Here is a 20,846-nt window from a genome sequence, read left to right as displayed (position 1 = left end):
ACATAAAGCTAATACTATAGAACTAAAGTGCGGGTACACGAAAAATGTGATCAAACACCCGCAAAATAATACAAAAGAAGTATTTGCAGTATCTAAATTTGTTGACTAAAACTAACTTAGCGTGAATTAAATTTAGTCGATAAAAGAGGATGATATGACTATTAGCGAAAAGTTCACTACCAAGAAACTCTCTGTATTTTTCACTTTATTATTTGCTGCAAACGGCAGCTTTTTTAATGCTAATGCAGAACAAGTTTCAGTGATGCCGCTAAATTATGTGGCAGATAAAGCAATTTCAACCAACCCTGAAGTGCAACAAGCTTGGCATGCATTTAAAGCATCTATGCATGGTATTGATGCGGCACGTTCTGGCTATTTACCCACAGTGGATGTGTCGGCCAGTGCTGGGTACGAAAAGCGCAATTACGGTATTGAAGAAGAATATAACCGTAACACTGCAGAATTAACGCTCGGGCAAATGCTTTACGATGGTTTCAGAACCTCAAATAACGTAAAACGTTTTGAACGAATCCAATTAATACGTTATTTCGAATTATTAGATCAAGCCGAAAAAACAGCACTCGCTGCAAGTATCGCTTATTTAGACGTACAAAAGTTTACCGAGCTTGTTGAACTTGCTGAAATTAACCTTAAAGAACATGAATCGGTTTATCAGCAGATTGAACAAAGTGTGGGAGCTGGCGTTGCGCGTGCTGCTGATCTTGAACAAATTAGTGGTCGTCTGTCATTAGCGCAGTCAAACGTGATGACAGAATATGAAAACTTGCATGATGTCAGTGCACGCTATTTGCGTATTATTGGCGAGCTTCCGACTCAAGGTACGGTAAAGGCAAAGTTGAGTGATGACGCAATCCCCATCACAATAAATCAAGCCCTTGATATCGCCTATAAAAACAGCCCAAATTTTTATGCATCGCTTTACAATATCGAAGCACAAAAAGCCAATGCAGACTCGCAAAAATCGGCCTTTCATCCGAATGTTGATTTATCAGCACGCTACGGCATGCAAGACCGAGACGAGTTAGGGTTAAACGAAACCCGCTCTGAGGCACGTGTTGGTATTGATGTGAGATACAACCTCTATAACGGCGGACTCGATAGCGCAAATCTAGACCAAGCCTATCAAGAAGTGAACGTTGCTAAATATCAACGCGATCAAACATGTATAGAAATAAGGCAGAACTTACAAATCGCCTACAACAGTGTACAAGTTCTACAAAGTAAAATACCTTCGCTCGCTAACCATAAAGAATCGTCGCAAAAAGTTAAATACGCCTACAAAGACCAATTCGATATTGGTCAGCGCACATTGCTCGATGTACTTGATGCAGAGAATGAATCATTTCAATCTAATCGCTCTTACACTGCAGCCCTTTACGATAGACAAGCAGCCATACTAACGATGCTAGCCGAAATGGGGAAATTACTTGAAACCCTCAATGTAAAATCAGATAAATTTCCTGCAATCAGTGAGCTAACCGACGATCCTATCGCACTCAGTGCTGACAGTATTTGTCCTAAATTTGATGTTGCAGCGACCCTGAGTCGACAAGCCTTTTTACAAAAAAAGAAGCAACAAGATAACGCGTATATGAGTGTGACAGCCATGCCGAGTTATCTCACCATTCCAACAACACCCGCAAGCACCTTCGTTGACGATGACAACGACGGCGTTGCTAACGAAAATGATGATTGCCCATCAACTCCTGCTTTTACGGAGGTCGATGAAAGAGGCTGTACAAAGTACCGTAGCAACACTAGCAATGTCGAAATAGGTATTCCCTTTCTTGCCGACTCTAGTGTTGTACGCCCTGAATATATGCAAGAAATTGCAAGACTGGCAGACTTCTTAAAAGAACACCCCAGTAAAAATGTCGAAATCCAAGGCCATGCTTCATTAGAAGGCCCTGCTCTTTACAATAAAAAACTGTCAGAAAAACGTGCTTTTTCGGTCGCTGAAATACTCATTCAACAATACGGTATCTCACCAACAAGAGTGAAGTCATTAGGCTATGGAATTGATCAGCCAAGAATAAATGAGATTTCTGTTCGCGCAAACGCAGCAAATCGTCGCATTGAAGCGGTAATAACCGAAAAAGGTAATCGCCCACCCGCCATGAAAGACGGCTGGTCTTAAACTTTAGGTTTATTAATAATGGACATTTTATGCAAGAGAACGATGTACTCGACCACGGCGGCAGTCTTGTAGACTGCCTAGAAATTTTATGCCGCTATCATGATCGAGAGTTTTCTCGTGAAACACTGCTTAGTGGGCTTCCCCTTGAGGATGGCTTATTAACGCCATCGGGTTTCTCGCGAGCAGCAAAACGTATTGGTTTTAAAACCAAGGTTGTGCGCAAAGCACTTTGCGACTTAAACGTTGCTTTGTTACCCGCCGTATTAATTTTGCAAGGGAATGAGGCTTGCGTCATTACAAAACTCGACACTCAAAATGATAAAGTCGAAGTGATCTACCCCGAGATGCCAGACTCTGCTGTGACATTAAGCCTTGAAGAGCTTTATAAAACCAGTACATCAATGATCATTTATGCACAACCCGAGTTTGCCTTTGATGCGCGCTCCCCCGTACTGCAAAAACTGTCGAAAGACGGCTGGTTTTGGGGTGTCATTAAAGAGTGTCGAAGCTTATACAAAGATGTCATTATTTCTGCCATTGCTTTGGGCATTCTTTCCATTGCAATGCCATTGTTTGTCATGAATGTTTATGACCGCGTTGTGCCTAACCATGCCACTGAAACGTTATGGGTGCTTGCCACAGGCGTACTAATTGCCCTTACCGCAGACTTTATTCTCAGACTCGTGCGCAGTTATTTTGTAGAGCTGGCAGCCAGTCGTATTGATGTCAAAGTGTCGGCAGTGATCATGGAACGCGTGTTGGGTATGAAGTTAAAAAACCGTCCTGCGTCAGCAGGCTCGTTTGCCAGTAATATTCAATCATTTGAGGCAGTGCGCAGCTTTTTTAGCTCCATTACTTTAATTGCCCTTGTCGATTTACCTTTCGTACTGCTTTACCTCACAGTCATCGCGATTATTGGTGTTGAATTAAGTTTACCTATTATCGTTGGGGCACTGCTATTAATGAGTTACGCGCTGGCCGCCCATCGAAAACTCGAGAGCCTGTCAGAACAAACCATGAAAGCAAGCTCTATGCGCAATGCTGTTTTGGTTGAAAGCTTAACAAACATTGAAGATGTCAAAAGCTTTCACAGTGAATGTAAAACCCAGTCAAACTGGGAAAAATCAACGATTTTTATAGCCCGAGTCAATGCCCAAAGTCGCTTAATATCATCTTCTATAGCCAATGCTGGCTCGTGGGTTCAGCAGTGTGTTGGTGTGGTGATTATGTTAGTAGGTGTACACCTAATTATCGAAGGTGATTTAACCCAAGGGGGGCTAATTGCCGCCTACTTATTGTCGTCACGTACTATGGCTCCTATTAGTCAATCTGCGGCTGTACTCGCGCAATTTCATCATGCCGCAATTGCAATGCACTCGTTAAATGAAATCATGGAAAAAGACGTTGAGCGCCCCACAGGCAAACATTGGTTAAGTCATCCAGTGTTGCTTGGCGACATAGAATTTAACGACGTACGCTTTAAATATACCGATGAAAGCAACGAAGCGCTCAGTGGTGTTAGCTTTAAAATAAAAGCCGGTGAAAAAGTAGCTATTTTAGGGCGCAATGGCTCAGGGAAAAGCACCATAGAAAAACTAATTTTAGGTTTGTATGAGCCAACGGCGGGCACTATTTCAATTGATAATAACGACATCCACCAAATCGACCCCGCAGAGCTTAGGCACAACATTGGGTATGTACCCCAAACCATTTCATTATTTTTTGGTTCGTTAAAAGACAACATCACCCTCAGTGCGTGGCACGCTAAAGATGAGCAAATACTTTCGGCATGCCAGCAAAGTCAGTTATTTGAACTTATAAACTCTCACCCCGATGGGTTCGACATGCAAGTTGGTGAGCAAGGCCGATTACTCTCTGGGGGTCAACGTCAGGCGGTTGGTATTGCCCGAGCACTGTTAAATAACCCGCCAATACTGTTGATGGATGAACCAACTTCGGCACTTGATCACAACAGCGAAACTAAGATCATTAATAACATCAAACGCAGTTGCCAAGAAAAAACCTTAATCGTTGTAACTCACAGAACCTCGTTACTCGAACTGGTCGACCGTGTCATTGTGCTCGATAACGGTAAAGTGGTTGCCGATGGCCCTAAATCTCAAGTGTTATCAGCGTTAAATCATCAAACAGTAGGAAAAGTATCATGAGCGATAATAACCTACCTATTGAACAGCGCTCGTTTGAGCGCTTAAACAAAGCACTTGAAAAACAAAAAACAAAACGCCCTTCGATCTTTTCAAAGTTATTTTCAGGTTGGTTATCACCCCCAACCAGTCAAGACTGGGTTGTAGATGCACAATGGGAAAAAATGCAACAGCAACCTGCTAGCGCTAAAGTACTGCTTTATATTATTTGTTTCAGCCTGTTAGCCTTAATTATGTGGGCCGCATTTGCGCACCTCGACGAAGTAGCACGGGGCGAAGGACGCGTTATCCCGTCGCATAAACTACAGGTCGTGCAGTCTTATGATGGCGGCATGATTGAGCAAATCTATGTCAGAGAAGGCCAAATAGTTAACGAAGGCGATGTATTAATAAAGATAGATCCAACACGCTTTATTTCTTCATTTAGAGAAAACCAAGCAAAAATACTGTCGTTAACAGCAAAGGTAGAGCGCCTTAAAGCGTTAACCCAAAAAAGACCTCTCGCGTTTGATCCAGAAATTATAGAAAAAGCCCCTGAGGCAATCGCCCATGAACAAGCCATGTTTGAGAGCAGTAATCAAGAACTCGAACAGCAAGTTACTATACACAAGCGGCAATTAGAGCAACGCCGTCAAGATTATGCCGAAGCAAAAGCAGCACTTCAGCAACACACTAACTCGTTAAGTTTGGCCAATCGAGAGTTGTCTGTCACACGCCCATTATTACGCTCTGGTGCTGTTTCTGATATTGATATTATTCGCCTAGAGCGCCAAATAGTAGAGCACACAGGCGAAATAAACAGAACCAAAGCCGCCATAAACCGCACCATGTCAGCCATTAACGAAGCTAAAAACAAAGTAACCGAAGTTGAGCTTGCCATGATCAACCGCTGGAGCAACGAGTTATCAGAAGCTTTGCTTCGTCTAGATGCTGTAAAAGAAACCGAATCAGGGCTTGCCGACAAAGTAACACAAACCGAAATTCGCTCCCCCGTGAATGGCACGGTTCAACGTTTACTGGTTAATACCGTCGGGGGCATTTTACAACCGGGCAGTGATGCTCTTGAAATTATTCCACTTGATGATCAGCTCGTTGTCGAAGCAAAAATTTTACCGAAAGACATCGCTTTTTTACGTCCAGGCCAAACTGCGATGATCAAATTCAGTGCCTATGACTTTGCTATTTATGGCGGCTTAGAAGCCGAAGTTACACATATCAGTGCTGATACCGTTACCGATGAAAGAGATAATACGTTTTACATTGTGCAGTTAAAAACAAACCGCAATCATTTTTCAGAAAACCTGACCATTATTCCGGGCATGACCACTCAGGTAGATATAATAACCGGCAAAAAAACCGTACTAGAATACCTTTTCAAACCCATTTTACGTGCAACGTCTTTAGCGATGACCGAAAGGTAAGACGAGATAATTACAGCATTTTTACGGAGTATTCATGCGCCGCAGTATTTTTATTACACAAGATAAATTGCAATCGCCTCATTGGCAAAGTGCGTTTCCAGATTGTGCCGTTCATACCTCGTCGCCCAAGCAATTAATTGCAGACACATTAATTTGGTTGTTAGCCGATGGACCTGAGTGGCCGTCTCTCGTTGAGAAGTACAGCGCCCAACGCATACCCGTTATCGTAATGACCACACAACTTGATATAGCCCAACTGTGTCAAGCACTTCAACTTGGTGCACGTGGTTACATAGAGGCATTTGCGAGTAAAGTGATTATCGAGCAAGTAGCAGAAACCGTGTGTTCAGGTGGTATTTGGTTACCGGGGCAGTTACTGTCGAATCTGGTCGGTGTTTTGTCAAACCAACCTATTAGCTACCAACATCAATGCGATTTGAGCTGTTTAACTAAACGTGAAAAACAAGTTGTTGATCACGTTGTCACTGGCGCAACCAATAAACAGGTTGCGCAAACCTTACATATTACAGAGCGGACTGTAAAAGAGCATATGAGCTCTATTTTTAATAAATTAAAAGTACGCGATCGTATGCAATTAATGTTGGCCGTAAAAGGCCATTAACCAACACGTTCCTCAATTGCGACTAAGCCATCAAATCCTAAACTGTGCAGTATGGCTTGGTCACTCGGGTTTTTAACTCCCTCTGCAACCACTTTAATACCTAAAGAATGAGCTAAAGAGCATACGCCACGTAAGAACGTTTGGTTGTCTTCACTAAAACTAATATTGTGGCAATAAACCGTGTCAATTTTAATCATCTCAAGGCCAAGTTCTTGTATTTTAGTGAGCTTAGTAAACTCAGCCCCCACTCTTTTAAGCGCAACTTTGGCGCCAATACAGTGTACTTGCGAACAAAAGCTTCTAAACAAACTAAACTCTTTCACTGCAAAACCCGCTCTTACCTCAAAACATAAGCGTTTAGCTAAATTCGGGTAAGCAGAAAGCCCTGTTAAAATAGAGGCCACAGCCATGTCATCTCGCAAAGTATCGGCGCTCAGCTCTATGGCAAGTATTGATTCATCCTCACTATCACCATATTCAAGGATCATCAGTTTCATTAAACTCCAATCAAGCCTTGCTAATAAGTGCAAGCGATGTGCCCATTGGTAGTAAAATCCAAAGCGATATTTTTCACCGTTTAACAGTAAACTCAATGAAATTTGCTGCTGGAGTAACGAGCCACTAAAACTACTGACTGGGTATAAGGCAATTTCAAGTTGATTCTCTTTAAGTGCAGTTTCGATTGTTGTGCGCCATTGGTCGGCATCAATATGTTCTTGATGGACCGGCACATTGTCGTTAATGTATGCATTACATCCTGGCTGGGCAATAGCAATTTTTAATAGCTGATCAACGCGTGTTAGTAACTCTCCTCGAGTATCATCGGCTTTAATAAGGCTACAACTATGAGACACCCCAAGCTCCACTTGAGCAAACTCTGCCACTAACTGCTTGTGTATATTTAGCACATTATCGCTGAGTGTTTTTAGCTCGCTGACATCACTAAATAACACTAAAAAATCGACATGCGACATACGTGCAATTTGGCTCTCACGAAAACTGTCTTCATTTGATTCTAAAAACACCACTAACGACTCTGAAAAACGGCGTAAAAATGACACCATTTCAACCCGTCCCACTTGGTCAGATAATGCATCAAGATTAATCACTCTAAACAGAAATAAAGCACCGTGTGCTTGTGAGTTTTGTAAAAAGGTATCGAGCGTTGCATTAAAATACTCACGATTAGCAAGCCCCGTTAAATCGTCGTGCTGACTTTTAAAGCGCATTTCTTCTAGGCGTCGGCGGTCTTCTTTGACTGTGCGACTAAAGCGAGATGATAATTGGTTCATTGACGTGACAAGCTTGGCAAATTCGTAGGTTCTTGGCACTTTTGATTTAATAAAGCGCTTTTCACCCAGCGCCACCGCTTGTTTCATTACATCGCTCAATGGGCTTAATATTTTTGATAAGAAATAAGCACCAGCAATACATGCAGACACCGCAACCGCTAAAAAGCTATAAAATAAATTTACGGCGCTCTGCCACAGTGCATCTTGCGTATATTCGCTGTGGCTTTCGACATATAACGTACCAAATTGTTGCCAGCCATCGCTGACTTGTGCGATGCCCGGCGCCACATTTAGCGAATATAAATGACGAAACCAACGGGGTGCATTTAGGGTTAGCTCACCACGGTAAATGCGTTTTATTATGGTGTCGCCTTGGGGGTCTTTGAGCTCAATACGATGGTAGTACCCGGTATCAAAAGTAGCCGAAATAAGTAACTCTATTTCCACCGGATCTTTATTCATTTGACTCAGCATTAATGCCAACGAGTTAGCATTATCGACATTTTTCATTCTAAGCTCAGTGGTAAAGTATTCTTTCGCCGAGCTGGTACTAATCAGCAAACTACTTACAAAACCAATAATAATCACCGTTAAAATGGCAATCCACAATTCCTGTTTTAAGGTAATGGTTTTATTTCTTTTGCGTTTTAACACTTTAAATACGCTCACCATTTAACTCCTTCTTTACGCGTTTGCTCTAAAATATGACGCCAACGCGATAGTCTCGCGGTTGGATCTGCCACACTTTGCGTCGAATTATTTGCCCAAAGGCCTTTACTATTAAAACTAAAAACGGGACTAAGATCGGTGCGTTTGGCTGCAGGCAGCACCTTAACAATCAAACTGTCTAAAATAAGGGGTTGGGCATTAGGCTGAGTAAAATAACCGAGCACCATATGCGCTTGGGTTTGCCGAGTACCGGGGAGTTGGGCTTTAACATAAATAAGCCTAAGTTTGTCGTCACTGATACCCAGCGCACGTAAACTCACATACTTGGCAATCGCATAATCTTCACAATCCCCCAACCCTTTGCCCATGGTCTCGAGAGGGGTCGCCCAATAGTCGTTTTGCTTCCAAAGTTCTATATCAGTTTGATAACGAAGTGTGCGGGCAAAAAAGTCATTCACAACTAAAATTTGCTGCTGCTCGGGTAAGCCTGCAGCATGTTGCAGCATGCCCTGCCACTGTCTGGCGACAGTCACTCGGTTAGCACCATAACGCTGTTGCATTTGTTGGATAAAGGTTGAAAACTCAATCACCAAACGTTCAGCAAGCGCGACGCTCGTTAAGCATAAAACCAAAAAAAAGAGGATCGAAAAAAAGCGATAGCGCCAAGCAAAGCGGCATGCACTCACAACGCCTTTACTGAGCATAGGCCATGCCAAAGAACAGAACAGCTTGGTTTAAGTAACGTGTTATCACCAGTATGCTTTTATTAAAACCGACAGTCTTAAAAGCATAGCACCCAAGCTGCAACTATGAGAATTTAACGGTTAATAATAAGTCACTTTTTTTACTTCACGTGGCTTAATTTCACCAATATAAAGGTCGTGAACGCGTTTCATATCTAGCTGTAATTCGGTTGCATACATATCGCCTACAGCGTAGCTTTTGATCACCTGAGCGCCTTTGATCACCCCTTGCACTTGGCTTTGCAATTGATCGTTGTGCGCAACACTATTTTGCACCGTGGTGCCGGCGGAAATTTTTTGCCCATAAACTTGCTCAGCCAGCTCTCGGTAGGCTTCAAGCTTAGAGGCTTTAATTGCAAGCAGCGCTCGTTGCGATTCACTGCCGCCTGGCTGCGCACTAATAGGCGCGTAACCCACCGCTTTTAGTATTGGGTAGTCATCTGGTTCAATGTAAGTATACTCAACATGCTTATCAAAAATACTGCTACAGCCCGTTAATGCTGCGCAGGTAACAAGCCCAATAAATAGAAGTGCTCGCATAATTTGCTTCCGCTTAAAACTCATTTGTCACAAATATGCACGTTTAATGCCACTTCTGGTACATTCCTTGCTCGTTTAGGCTAATCAATAGTTATCGGTGCTAGGTGTCAGCATGAAACGTAAAATTATAGCCAGTTTACAAGGTATCGGATTAGCCTTCACAATTGTGTTTTCAAACAATAGCTTAGCTCAATGGTTTGAGTCTACAGGGCATGCCGTAGTGAAAAATGGCGACACGAGTCAGGCAAAATCAGCCGCCATTAAAGATGCGATCACCCAAGCATTGGTGTTTTCAGGAGCCCGTGTAACGTCTGTTCAAACCCTTGTTGACGGGGTTTTGACACAAGATCAGTTGAAGATCAGCAGTCATGGCGAGATCCAAAAAATAGAGTTAATCAGCGAAGACCGTCATAACGACACCTATGCCATTACACTTCGCTTAGATATATTCCCTCAAGCCGAAGAATGCCCTGCAAATCAATACACTAAGTTTATCGCGGTTACACAAAGCCAATTAGTAAATCGTGAACAGGCAAGAATGGGCCAAATTTTTGACGTTAATAAAGCGATCAGTGAGCAACTGTATGCCAGTTTAAGTAATACGCAAATGGCAGCCAAGCCAACAGCCTATTACAACGTGCCTCTTAGGGTTGATCACTTTTTTACCCAACAATACGATTACAGTAATGCCCTACTTGAAGAAATAACCAGTCGCAGTAATTCGCAATACGTGTTGCTTAGCCGTATTCGCGACCTGTCGGTTAATCAAAAGCTCAACAACGACTATGCATTTTGGCAGGACGACAGCTTTAAACGTGCTTACAAAGTCGATTATGTTTTATTTGATGGCACAACCTATGAAAAACTGTGGGAGAAAAGCTATCAAGCAGAAGGGGTCTGGCCGTACAAAAAAACCGATATCATCGATGTTTACAGCGATAGATTTTGGGCAACCGATTATGGCCGTGCAATCAGTGATGTAAACCAAACTCTGACCTACGACTTGCAAGCAGCCATGGCGTGTTTGCCCACTCAAGGCAAGATCTTACATATTGAAAACGACACGCTCATTATTAACTTGGGCAAAGCTCATGGCCTGCAACAAGGCCAAATTTTAAATATTGCGCATCACAACTACATTACAGATGCACAAGGAAATAAGCTGCCACACAAAATTACCACTTTAAACCAAGTGAAAGTAACACAGCTGTATCAGCAGTCAGCGGTTGCTACCAGTATCGATAAACAACCTTTGCCCGCGATTCAAATTAACGACATTATAGAACTAGCGGGCGCTGAGTAAGCGTTCGTGTAAGCCCTTATGAGCATTTAGCCATGCGGCTAATTGCTCTACCCCAGCGATATGTGGGTAATGTTTTCGAGTTGCAATCACAATTTGACGCTGCTGATTAGGCGCAATAGACACATAGTTAATACCCGCTCTGGGTGAACACGCCAATTTTGGCACAAAGGTCACGCCATCATCCATTGCCACCAGCGCAAGCAAGGTTTCTAAACTGTTTCCTTTATATTGATTAGACACTTCAACCCCTGCCGAAAAGCAAAACTGCTCAGCTTGCTCTTTAAAACAGTGCCCTTCATTAAGCATCAGTAACTCGCCGCCATTTAACTGTTTTAATGCAACCTCATTATGGCTTGCCAGCGCGTGCTGTTCAGATACCGCAAGTAAAAAGTCTTCTTTGTACAAAGCCGATTTGTGATAACTCTCTAAGTCTGGCACATCAGCGACAATCGCAATGTCTATTTCGCCCTTGTCGAGGGCGCTTAATATTTGTGCTGTTTGCATTTCTATAAACGAAAACTGCGTTTTAGCGAATGCATGCTTCATTGAGGTCAGCAAAGTAGGTAATAAATAAGGCGCTATGGTAGGAATAATACCCACATTAACTTTACCTTGAAGGGGGTCATGTGAACTCGCGGCCAGTTCTTTTAACACTTGAGTTTGCTCAAGTATTACAATAATTTGGTCAACTAGCCGCTGCCCTTGCGCTGTTATAGTAACGTGCTTGGTTGAGCGGTCAAAAATAGTCACGCCAAGCGCTTCTTCAAGCTTTTTTATTTGCCCACTTAACGTAGGCTGGCTGACATAACATGCATCGGCCGCTTTACGAAAGTGCTGAAATTGGGCAACGGCTTTAACATATTCAAAGTCTTTTAAATTCATATCCGTCTCAAAATGATTAAGCATTATTACTGATTGGTATTACCTATCGTATCAATACAAACAAACGATTGGAACTATTAAGAGCAAACCGTCACAATAGTACTCAACAAATCAAGAGGAATTAAAAACAATGTTAAACAATATCGAAGGTCAAAAAGTACCAAACGTTACATTTGCAACACGTGTAGGTGAGCAATGGCAGTCAATCACCACTGACGACATTTTTAAAGGTAAAACCGTGGTGTTATTTGCCTTACCAGGTGCGTTTACACCCACTTGCTCATCAACTCACTTGCCTCGCTATAACGAGCTTGCAGCCGTATTTAAGAAAAATGGGGTAGATGACATCGTATGTATTTCGGTAAACGATACATTTGTAATGAACGCATGGGCACAAAACCAAGAAGCACAAAATATTACCCTGCTTCCAGATGGTAATGGCGAATTTACTGACGGCATGGGTATGTTAGTAGATAAAAACGACTTAGGTTTTGGTAAACGTAGCTGGCGCTATTCAATGCTTGTTAAAGATGGCGTGATTGAAAAAATGTTTATTGAGCCACAAAAGCCAGGTGACCCATTTGAAGTCTCTGATGCTGATACCATGCTTGATTACATCAACCCAGCGCAAGTTAAACCAGAGCCTGTGAGCATTATTACTAAACCTAATTGCCCATTTTGTATAAAAGCAAAAGCATTGCTAGACAGCAAAGGCCTTGTGTACGAAGAAATTGTATTGGGGCAACATGCGTCACTTACTAGCTTAAAAGCCTTGTCTGGTCGTGAAACTGTACCACAAGTATTTATTGGTGGTCAGCACATTGGCGGCTCAGACGACTTAGAAAAACATTTTGCATAAGCAACGCAAAACTTCCTTTAAGGGCTACTTTGTAGCCCTTTTGTATTTACGCTATTTAATCGTTATAAACCGCGCTGAATAAACCTTAAATAAAACCTTTAACGATTCTGCCCATTAGAAATCGCGGCCTATTTACCTTACGAACTTTTCCCCTGCTATTTTTAGCGCCTTCATACCTAAACATTACTCATATTTATATTGGATATACCTACATTTTTATTACTTCTTTGTTACAAAAAGTACAAAAAAAATCTAAAATAGCCACCGCTTCACACAGTAAATACCGTCGACTCTAAATATGACTAAATGGAACACACAATGAACAAACTGATACTAGGACTCCTGCTCTCCTTGGTAGGATTCAGTAGCCAAGCTTACGCTGAAACAACAGCCGCTATTGACCTACTTAACCACCCCGTCGGCATTATCTGTGTCGCTATTTTTATTTTTGCCTATGTACTCGTTATTCTTGAAGAAAAAATCCATTTACGAAAATCAAAACCGGTTCTTGTCGCTGCCGGTATTATTTGGACCTTAATTGCGTGGCAATACAGCGCCCAAAACATGTCGGACTTAAGCACCAATGCATTTCGTCATGCGTTGCTTGAGTTCTCTGAGTTAATGCTCTTTTTACTGGTCGCGATGACGTACATTAACGCGCTTGAAGAGCGCCGCCTATTTGACGGCCTACGTAGCTGGTTAGTCGCACGCGGTTTTAGTTATAAACAATTATTTTGGATCAGTGGCGTACTCGCTTTTTGTATTTCGCCTGTGGCAGATAACTTAACCACCGCGTTGCTGCTATGTGCCGTGGTAATGAAAGTAGCAACCGATGATAACCGCTTTATTGCTATGTCGTGCGTTAATATTGTTATTGCTGCCAATGCGGGCGGTGCATTTAGCCCATTTGGTGACATAACCACACTTATGGTCTGGCAGGCTGATGTTGTTGCCTTTTCTGAGTTCTTCGTTTTATTTTTACCCGCGTTAGTCAGCTATATTATTCCTGCTTTAGTGATGTCTTTCTTTATTAACAATAAACACCCACAAACAGCCGATGAAGATGTGGAACTAAAACGCGGTGCTATCCGTATTTTATGCCTATTTTTACTTACCATTCTTACGGCTGTGGTACTTAAAACAGCGTTTGGTTTACCCCCTGTTGTAGGTATGATGATGGGGCTTGGTTACTTACAATTCTTTGGTTATTTCTTACGTGTAACCCTACCGGGTTCACTGGCAAGAAAACGTGCTATGGCAGAGCGTGAAGGTGATAAACAACGTTTAGAGCGCTTAGGAAATGTGGTGCCATTTGATGTATTTAGCCGCGTATCTCGCGCAGAATGGGATACCCTACTGTTCTTCTATGGCATTGTAATTTGTGTGGGTGGTTTAGGGTTTATCGGATACTTAAGCTTATTGTCTGATTTGCTTTATAACAACTGGTCAGCAACAGGTGCAAATATAATCTTAGGTTTAATGTCGGCTGTGGTAGATAACATTCCTGTGATGTTTGCAGTACTGCAAATGATGCCAGATATGTCTCATGGTCAATGGCTATTAATTACCCTCACCGCTGGCATTGGCGGCAGTCTATTGTCAATTGGTTCGGCTGCGGGTGTGGCTCTTATGGGGCAAGCGCGTGGTATATACACCTTTAATAGCCATTTAAAATGGACACCGGTTATTTTGCTCGGCTATTTTGCAGGGGTGGTCACACATTTATACCTTAATACAGGTTATTTTAACTAACTCAGTAATACGCCCTCGGTAAAGCGCCGAGGGCTTACTTCTTTATTTGCCTTTTAAAAGCACGAGGCGACAGCCCGAACCAATTTTTAAAACTGCGACTAAAAACCGAGAATTCTGCATAACCAAGGTTCAATGCCAAGGTGGTCATCGACATATTACTCATTTCGAGGGTACGTAACGTAATTGATTTTCGTGTTTCATTTAACACTTCCCGAAAGCTTGTTCCGGCTTCTTTGAGCGATCGCTCTAACTTTTTAGGGTGCATACCAAGGTTTAAAGCCACGCTGTCTTTATTGCATTCACCTGTCGGTAATAACATTGTAATGCTGTGCTTAACTAAATCGCTAATAGGTAGCACTACAGATGCACTATTTAGTTGAAATTGCTGATTAATAATGTCGGTAATTAAATTATCTGGACGAATTGGTTTTTTCATCAAAATATGCGACGAAAACAATAAGGCATTATTTTGAGCCTGTGGCACAACTTCACATTGAAACATCTTACGGAGTATTTTTTGCTGTTCGTGGCTAATGGCTTGCTGTAAACAAATACACTGAAGCTCAAAATCAGCCCCCGCCATATCACGTAAAATACGGTAAATAAGCGCAATGCTTAATTGCACGACTTGTGTGCTGCGGCTTAACTCGTTTATCACTAAACTTATTTGCAGCTCGCATTGTTTTGCCGTCAAATGTGTTAGCGCTAACTGCGCGCCTTGCACATGCATAAATGAATATTTACGTGCAATACTCAGGGCTGTCGCAATATTTTCTTGCTGCGCCATATGTGCGCCAATTAATCCTAACGCGCGGATCCCTTGGCGTAATCCCAACTTAAAACCAAATAAAGGGTCGGCCAGCTGCAGCGCCGTTAGCTCTAATAAGTGCGATACTTTTTCGTATACAATCATGTTATCAGCGTCACGCAAGTGGCTAGGTAAAAAACCCGCTTGTTTTAATAAGCTAATAGGGTTTGCACCCAGCTCATTCACCAACTCTTGATACCCAGCTAACGAACCTGCACGTACACAATAGTCCATGTTAATGCTCTTATTACTTTGTTATGTCGCAATTTATCATGTTTTTGTCGTAAAAAGTCAAGATATACCCTGCCAGTTTACTTAGTGTAGATAGCACACAAGGTGAAAACCTTTCCCGTTCAATTGAGGATACACATATGAGCCAAATGAATTCGGTCGCTATGCAAAATGGCCAACTACATGTAAAACAAATAGCCATTCCAACACCTGGGCCTGGACAAGTACTTGTAAAAAGTCTTGCGTGTGGAATTTGCGGATCAGACATTCATATTACTCGCCATACGAGCGATGTATTTGATATTTATAAGAACCTTGGCATCATGGATAAAAGTGCTGGGAATGATCAAGAAGTATTACTCGGCCACGAATATGCCGCTGAAATTGTTAGCTACGGTCCAGATACAAAAGGCGAGCTTGCTGCGGGCACTCGCGTAACATCGGTGCCTATTTTAATGTCAGCAGGCGGTGCTGGAGTTGGAGTAACACCCGGTATATATGGTGCTTACTCTGAGTACTTTATTGTTGATGAAGCGCTATTATTACCTATTCCTGATGGCGTGCCGTCAGAAGCGGCCGCCATTACCGAGCCTCTTGCTGTGGGCTTGCATGCCGTTAATCGCGCAAATATGAATAAAGATGATGTCGCCGTTGTCGTAGGTTGCGGACCTATTGGTCTTGCCGCTATTGCCGCTCTAAAACTGCAAGGCGTAAAACATATTGTTGCCTCTGACCCGCAAGAGAGTAAAAAACAAATCGCCCTTGAGTTTGGTGCAACACACTACGTAAACCCCATGGCCGATGACGAAGTAACAACAGCGGCCACACTCGCAGGCGATCACAAGGTAGTAATTTTTGAATGTGCAGGTGTAAGCCGCCTACTAAACGACTATATTTTGCGTGCGCCAGCCAAAGCAAAAATTATTGTAACAGGCATTCATACCGCACCACTCGAAGTGAACTTTGCGTATGCAACCGTAAAAGAGCTCGACCTTATTTTCTCTTATTACTATCAACCTGAAGAGTTCGCTCAATCACTTGAGAATATCGCCTCGGGCAAAATAGCGTGGCAAAAAATGCGCACCGGCAAAGTCGGCATCGACGGTGTACAAGGCGCATTCGACACCTTATTTAAACCAAACGACCACATTAAAATTATCATCGAACCATGGCGCACAGGTGCATTAGAAAAAGTAACAGATTAGTCATTACAATGACTAAAGCGGGGGTTATTCGGGTTGATATGCAACTTGGTAGCCCCTAAAACCAGCAAACAGATATTCTAAAAAACCGATAAGTAAAAACCTTTGTTACCCGCTTTTACCCATGGCAGTTAGAAAAACCTAACTCAATCACTTTAAATAGCTAAAGCCCAAACATGCGCTTTAGCTACCAAGTCATACTCAAAGCATTGTTTTGATGCTTTTCAGAAGACCTAAAGCTATAAAACAAGCTTTAGGTAGTTAAAATCCTCTACCAAACTTCAAAAATAATCTTTAGCTACCCACTTGCCAGAATGGCAAGAAATCTCTTACTTGGAGTTCTGTAAATAACTGTACTAATAACTTATTTAAATTAACTTTTGCTATATGCATTTTTCAGTTTATAGTTAAATTCGCGCTAAACTTTAAAGAAAAGAAGGGGTTAAAATGGATTTATACGATAGTCATTTAAAGCACATTATTAAGGCTAATGATGAAAATAGGCTTGCTATATTTATTGGCTCAGGCATATCGAAAAGCTCAGATACAAGCTCATTCGAGATGCCATTATGGGAGGATTTAATTTCTTCTATGAAAAGCGATCTTCAGAGCTGCAATGAAACTGACTATCTAAAAATTGCTCAACTTTACTTTTTAGAATTCGAAGAGACTAACTATTTTAATAAGATAAAAAGTTTTTTCCCTGATAATATCCCCCCTTCAGAGCTACATAAAACTATTTTTGAACTAAACCCTAACTGTGTAATAACAACAAACTGGGATTGCTTATTGGAATCAGCAATTGAAACTACAGGTGCTTTATATAGTGTAGTCTGCTCAGATAAAGACTTAGTAAAGTCCACAATGAACAAAAAACTAATAAAAATGCATGGAGATTTCAAAAACCATAATATAGTTTTTAAAGAGGATGATTATTTAAGTTACTCACATAACTTTCCGTTAATAGAAAACTATATAAAGAGCATACTATCTACACATACTGTTTTATTTTTAGGCTATGGTTACAATGACATAAATCTTAAGCAAATCATGAAATGGATTCAGAATAATTCAAAATATTCGCCTTCAAAGTACTTGGTTGTTTCTAAGGAAAATAGGTCTCAATCTAACTACTTAAAGAACCACGGAATTAAAACATTAGTCTTACCATCATTAGAAGTCAGCTCTTCTGAAATAAATAGATACTCTATACTTCCCGAACGCTCGAGAAAGGTAGCATACTTTTTAGATGACATAAAAAATTCAAAATTCAAGCAAGAAAAAGACTTATCAGACATTGAAGTAATAGAGCTTGTTTCACAAAAGGTTAATCACTTACAAAACTTAAACTTTGTTTTAATTGATCAAATAAGAGGTTCACTTAGCAATAGCGGTTATGAGTATGATTTTAATGCAAATGCAATATTAGAACTTTTCTCAGAAAATGGTGTATTAACTAAAGACTATAATAAAAGCACAAGATTAATACACACTAAATTCGTTGATATTTTAGAGAAACTTGATAAAGGTGAAATAAGTTTAGATAGCAACAAAGAGCTAGATAACTTTATGGAAATTCTGGCAAAAGCTAGAGTTTCTGGAGTCATACTCAACTCCCAAGATCTGAGTAATAAATGTTACTATGTAAATCCAAAAAAATTAAACAACGAAGAAATTTACGATGCACTTAATTTTAAATTAGACCGTATAGATGACAACAGTTCAACAGACCTAAAAAACTCTTTTAAAACAGCTGATCTACACTATAAAACCTACAATTTCAAACAAGCATATTTAAAGACTTCGGAGATAATAACAATCTGCAAGTCACAAAAGAACTATGGTTTATTATTAATAGCTCTTTTCAATATAAACAATATTATAAACAAACTAAAATACTCATTAAATTCATTAGAAAATGACTGGGAAAAAGGACTAGAAACATTTGATTTACAAGAACAGTTTCTTCAATTCCCTAAATCAGAAATAAAAAAGCAGCAAGTTTTATATGACTTTGTTTCTTTAAAAAGCATCTATATACAGTCTTTTAAAAACATCAACTACCTACTTGGGGTAGCTAATGCTGTTGAGTCAACAAAAAATGGAGGATTAAACTTCAATGCTCAAGCTGAAAAACCAGCAGTAGAGCACGCTAACATTGTATTATTCAGCGTAATGAACAACATACTCATTAATGAAAACGTTTTTTTCGAAATGATGGAAAACTTTGTTGAAATATCAATTGTTAGACAGTCGTTAAATGAAGAAGTGAATCTTAATATTTATGAGCTATTCACTTGCATAAAGTACTTTAAAGGTAAAAAGCTAAAAATCTTATTGGAGAAATACTTTTACAGTAAAGAAGAAAGAAAAAAAATTAATGTTAAGGACACAGATTTGAGCTGGTTAATTGACCAAGCCTTTAAAAACATCATGGAAAACCATTTAAGTGCCAACTCAATTTTCGAGTGTAGGGAAGATGAATTAACAAATATCATTTACCTATTATCTTTCTTAAACATAAACGAACCTCAAACAGAACTCGTTGTAACAAATTTCAAAAGGTTAATTTCGAGTGATAACAACACAATGGGAACATATGAATCAATAAACTTTTTCCTTGCATTGCAGTATAATTTGTTCAAAAACAAAATTAACAATAACTTATTAATTGAGTTAATAGAAAGCATTATTACAAAGATAGTCTATAGAAACGCAAGTGGTTTTGATATATTCGCTTTCACAGGAAACTCAATAAGCAACCTTTATAGTTACATTAAAATAAATGATGGTATTTTTACCAACGCAAAATTAGTTGAGAAGTTAATTTCTGAAATTAGTGACTTAGACTTAAGGGAGAGAATAAAATACTCAAGAAGTTTGATCCATCCAGTCTTTAACATTGGTAACGACGAAATTAAAATTATAATTAAAAACTTTATTAACGATGTCATTAGTGAGAGTTCTAAAAATGAAATATCTAAAAATGTGAACTTTGAACTTAATTTATGGTTCATCGCAGCAGGATACTTAGATGAGCCCACTGAGGAATTGTTAACTGATTTTCATAACTATTTAGTAAGCTATCTGAAAGGGTCGTCATTTAGCTCTGAGTTTTATAGCTTAAGAGGTATAATTAAATATCTGATTGAAGAAAAAAATCACGTCAATCTAGAAGAGTGTAAAGAACTAGTTGATCAAATAATTAATAAATATGAAAGCAGAGCTAAAATTTCAACAATTTAGAGAAAAGAAGCATAGCGCTATACATTTGCTACATGAAAAAATTACCAACACAACAAAAACACCTAACATATTGATTTTATTGGTAGCCCCTACAGGAATCGAACCTGTAACTGCCCCTTAGGAGGGGGCCGTTATATCCATTTAACTAAGAGGCCACACTTGCACTGAGTTTTCTAGTGACGGTCACTAGCGGTATGCAACTCGTAAAATTATAACGGGCTAAGGCTTTGGTAATCAAGAGATTATACCAACCGACTACGGTTTTAGCCGGTTGGTATTAATTTTTGTTAGTTTAGCTGGGCTGTTGCCGACTGTATCGACTCATTTTGCAGCACAAAGTACGGGATTACTTTGTTAGAGGTGGCGACAACTTGCTTGGTGGTTAAGTTGATCACGCGGGCATTCACTTCAACGCCACTGGGACGATAAATTAAGGTGCCCGCTAGCACATGACTTGCAATTCGGCGCTTGGTTAATTCGTTGATATCGCGTGAAAAAACAAAATCACCTGTTTTATCAATAACCACACTATCGCGCGTCTTAAAATCAATAACACCGTAGCCAAACTTTTGCAGTTGATGATACAAGGTTTCTGCCACTTGATTACCAAGTTGGTTACTTTGTTGTAGGCTTTCATTTAAATCGACAAACGAGGTCACGGCTATGCCAAGCTCGGACTCTTGTTGCATGGTGTCGGCTATATCAAGCGCCATTTGTTCAACGTAATTACCTAACGTTTTATAATGCTGATAAGGCTTAAATTGACGACTATTGGTTTGTAACTCTGATTCATTTTGCTGCTGAGCAAGTAGCATCATGGTGTTTATATCATAGTTAGTTGGTGCGTTGCTCGCAGTCTGGTTGCTTGGCTCAGGCGTTTGGCTAAGTAACTCACACCCAGATAAACTGAGTGTCATAGCGGCGGTTAATGCAACAAGTTTAAACTTGCTCAT

At 40.5% G+C, this 20,846-nt stretch carries 15 protein-coding genes and 1 tRNA gene; 9 read left to right on the top strand and 7 right to left on the bottom strand.

Features of this window, described 5'->3' with window-relative positions; all coding sequences use genetic code 11:
- Positions 1-154: 154 nt before the first annotated feature.
- Genes BWD47_RS09185 through BWD47_RS09170 form a run of 4 tightly spaced genes read left to right on the top strand, consistent with a single transcriptional unit; the run spans position 155 to position 6,366 of the window.
- Positions 155-2,158: a TolC family outer membrane protein gene (locus BWD47_RS09185; protein ID WP_227006835.1), complete on the top strand. Its 2,004-nt coding sequence runs from the start codon at positions 155-157 to the stop codon at positions 2,156-2,158.
- Between the two features lie 29 nt (positions 2,159-2,187).
- Positions 2,188-4,326, top strand: a complete 2,139-nt coding sequence (locus BWD47_RS09180; RefSeq protein ID WP_065978386.1) for a type I secretion system permease/ATPase — start codon at positions 2,188-2,190, stop codon at positions 4,324-4,326.
- Entirely contained in the window at positions 4,323-5,744 is a 1,422-nt protein-coding gene (locus tag BWD47_RS09175) for an HlyD family type I secretion periplasmic adaptor subunit (RefSeq protein ID WP_074989852.1), read from the top strand. The genes BWD47_RS09180 and BWD47_RS09175 overlap by 4 nt, the downstream gene beginning before the upstream one ends.
- A 34-nt stretch (positions 5,745-5,778) precedes the next feature.
- Positions 5,779-6,366 (top strand): response regulator transcription factor, encoded by a 588-nt coding sequence (locus tag BWD47_RS09170; RefSeq protein WP_036970232.1) that lies wholly within the window; start codon positions 5,779-5,781, stop codon positions 6,364-6,366.
- On the opposite strand, the gene BWD47_RS09165 is transcribed toward BWD47_RS09170, so the two are convergent.
- From BWD47_RS09165 to BWD47_RS09155, 3 genes are all read right to left on the bottom strand, one after another.
- Positions 6,363-8,330 carry a LapD/MoxY N-terminal periplasmic domain-containing protein gene (locus tag BWD47_RS09165; protein WP_143104609.1) on the bottom strand — a complete coding sequence of 656 codons (1,968 nt, stop codon included), beginning with the start codon at positions 8,328-8,330 and terminating at the stop codon, positions 6,363-6,365. The two genes, BWD47_RS09170 and BWD47_RS09165, sit on opposite strands and share 4 nt — an antisense overlap.
- On the bottom strand, positions 8,324-9,031 hold the full coding sequence (locus BWD47_RS09160; protein WP_083633653.1) for a transglutaminase-like cysteine peptidase: 708 nt from the start codon (positions 9,029-9,031) through the stop codon (positions 8,324-8,326). The genes BWD47_RS09165 and BWD47_RS09160 overlap by 7 nt, the downstream gene beginning before the upstream one ends.
- A gap of 120 nt (positions 9,032-9,151) precedes the next feature.
- Positions 9,152-9,610: an LPP20 family lipoprotein gene (locus BWD47_RS09155; protein WP_075593850.1), complete on the bottom strand. Its 459-nt coding sequence runs from the start codon at positions 9,608-9,610 to the stop codon at positions 9,152-9,154.
- A 112-nt stretch (positions 9,611-9,722) separates the two neighbouring features.
- On the opposite strand from BWD47_RS09155, the gene BWD47_RS09150 reads away from it, so the two are divergent.
- The gene (locus BWD47_RS09150; protein ID WP_036970238.1) at positions 9,723-10,913 is read left to right on the top strand and encodes a flagella assembly protein FlgT; all 1,191 of its coding nucleotides are present in this window, start codon (positions 9,723-9,725) and stop codon (positions 10,911-10,913) included.
- Here the strand turns inward: BWD47_RS09150 and BWD47_RS09145 are convergent.
- Positions 10,896-11,795, bottom strand: coding sequence for a LysR substrate-binding domain-containing protein (locus BWD47_RS09145; protein WP_036971689.1), 900 nt, complete (start codon positions 11,793-11,795; stop codon positions 10,896-10,898). The genes BWD47_RS09150 and BWD47_RS09145 overlap by 18 nt on opposite strands.
- A 130-nt stretch (positions 11,796-11,925) precedes the next feature.
- On the opposite strand from BWD47_RS09145, the gene BWD47_RS09140 reads away from it, so the two are divergent.
- Positions 11,926-12,654, top strand: coding sequence for a glutathione peroxidase (locus BWD47_RS09140; RefSeq protein ID WP_036970241.1), 729 nt, complete (start codon positions 11,926-11,928; stop codon positions 12,652-12,654).
- A gap of 318 nt (positions 12,655-12,972) precedes the next feature.
- Positions 12,973-14,406 carry a sodium:proton antiporter NhaD gene (nhaD, locus tag BWD47_RS09135; protein WP_036970244.1) on the top strand — a complete coding sequence of 478 codons (1,434 nt, stop codon included), beginning with the start codon at positions 12,973-12,975 and terminating at the stop codon, positions 14,404-14,406.
- 34 nt (positions 14,407-14,440) lie between these two features.
- On the opposite strand, the gene BWD47_RS09130 is transcribed toward nhaD, so the two are convergent.
- Positions 14,441-15,448, bottom strand: coding sequence for an AraC family transcriptional regulator (locus BWD47_RS09130; protein WP_075593849.1), 1,008 nt, complete (start codon positions 15,446-15,448; stop codon positions 14,441-14,443).
- Between the two features lie 137 nt (positions 15,449-15,585).
- On the opposite strand from BWD47_RS09130, the gene BWD47_RS09125 reads away from it, so the two are divergent.
- Both BWD47_RS09125 and BWD47_RS09120 read left to right on the top strand, forming a co-directional pair.
- Positions 15,586-16,650: a zinc-binding dehydrogenase gene (locus BWD47_RS09125; protein ID WP_075593848.1), complete on the top strand. Its 1,065-nt coding sequence runs from the start codon at positions 15,586-15,588 to the stop codon at positions 16,648-16,650.
- Between the two features lie 444 nt (positions 16,651-17,094).
- The gene (locus BWD47_RS09120; RefSeq protein ID WP_075593847.1) at positions 17,095-19,893 is read left to right on the top strand and encodes an SIR2 family protein; all 2,799 of its coding nucleotides are present in this window, start codon (positions 17,095-17,097) and stop codon (positions 19,891-19,893) included.
- Between the two features lie 80 nt (positions 19,894-19,973).
- Here the strand turns inward: BWD47_RS09120 and BWD47_RS09115 are convergent.
- Together BWD47_RS09115 and BWD47_RS09110 are read right to left on the bottom strand one after the other, a co-directional pair.
- Positions 19,974-20,048: transfer RNA gene (locus BWD47_RS09115), tRNA-Arg, on the bottom strand.
- 132 nt (positions 20,049-20,180) lie between these two features.
- The gene (locus BWD47_RS09110; RefSeq protein ID WP_075593846.1) at positions 20,181-20,846 is read right to left on the bottom strand and encodes a FlgO family outer membrane protein; all 666 of its coding nucleotides are present in this window, start codon (positions 20,844-20,846) and stop codon (positions 20,181-20,183) included.

Origin of the sequence: Pseudoalteromonas sp. PAB 2.2 (genome assembly GCF_001938575.1) — a bacterium.
Classification (GTDB): domain Bacteria; phylum Pseudomonadota; class Gammaproteobacteria; order Enterobacterales; family Alteromonadaceae; genus Pseudoalteromonas; species Pseudoalteromonas lipolytica.
Note: the sequence above shows the minus strand (reverse complement) of the source record. Positions and strands in the feature narration are given on the sequence as shown.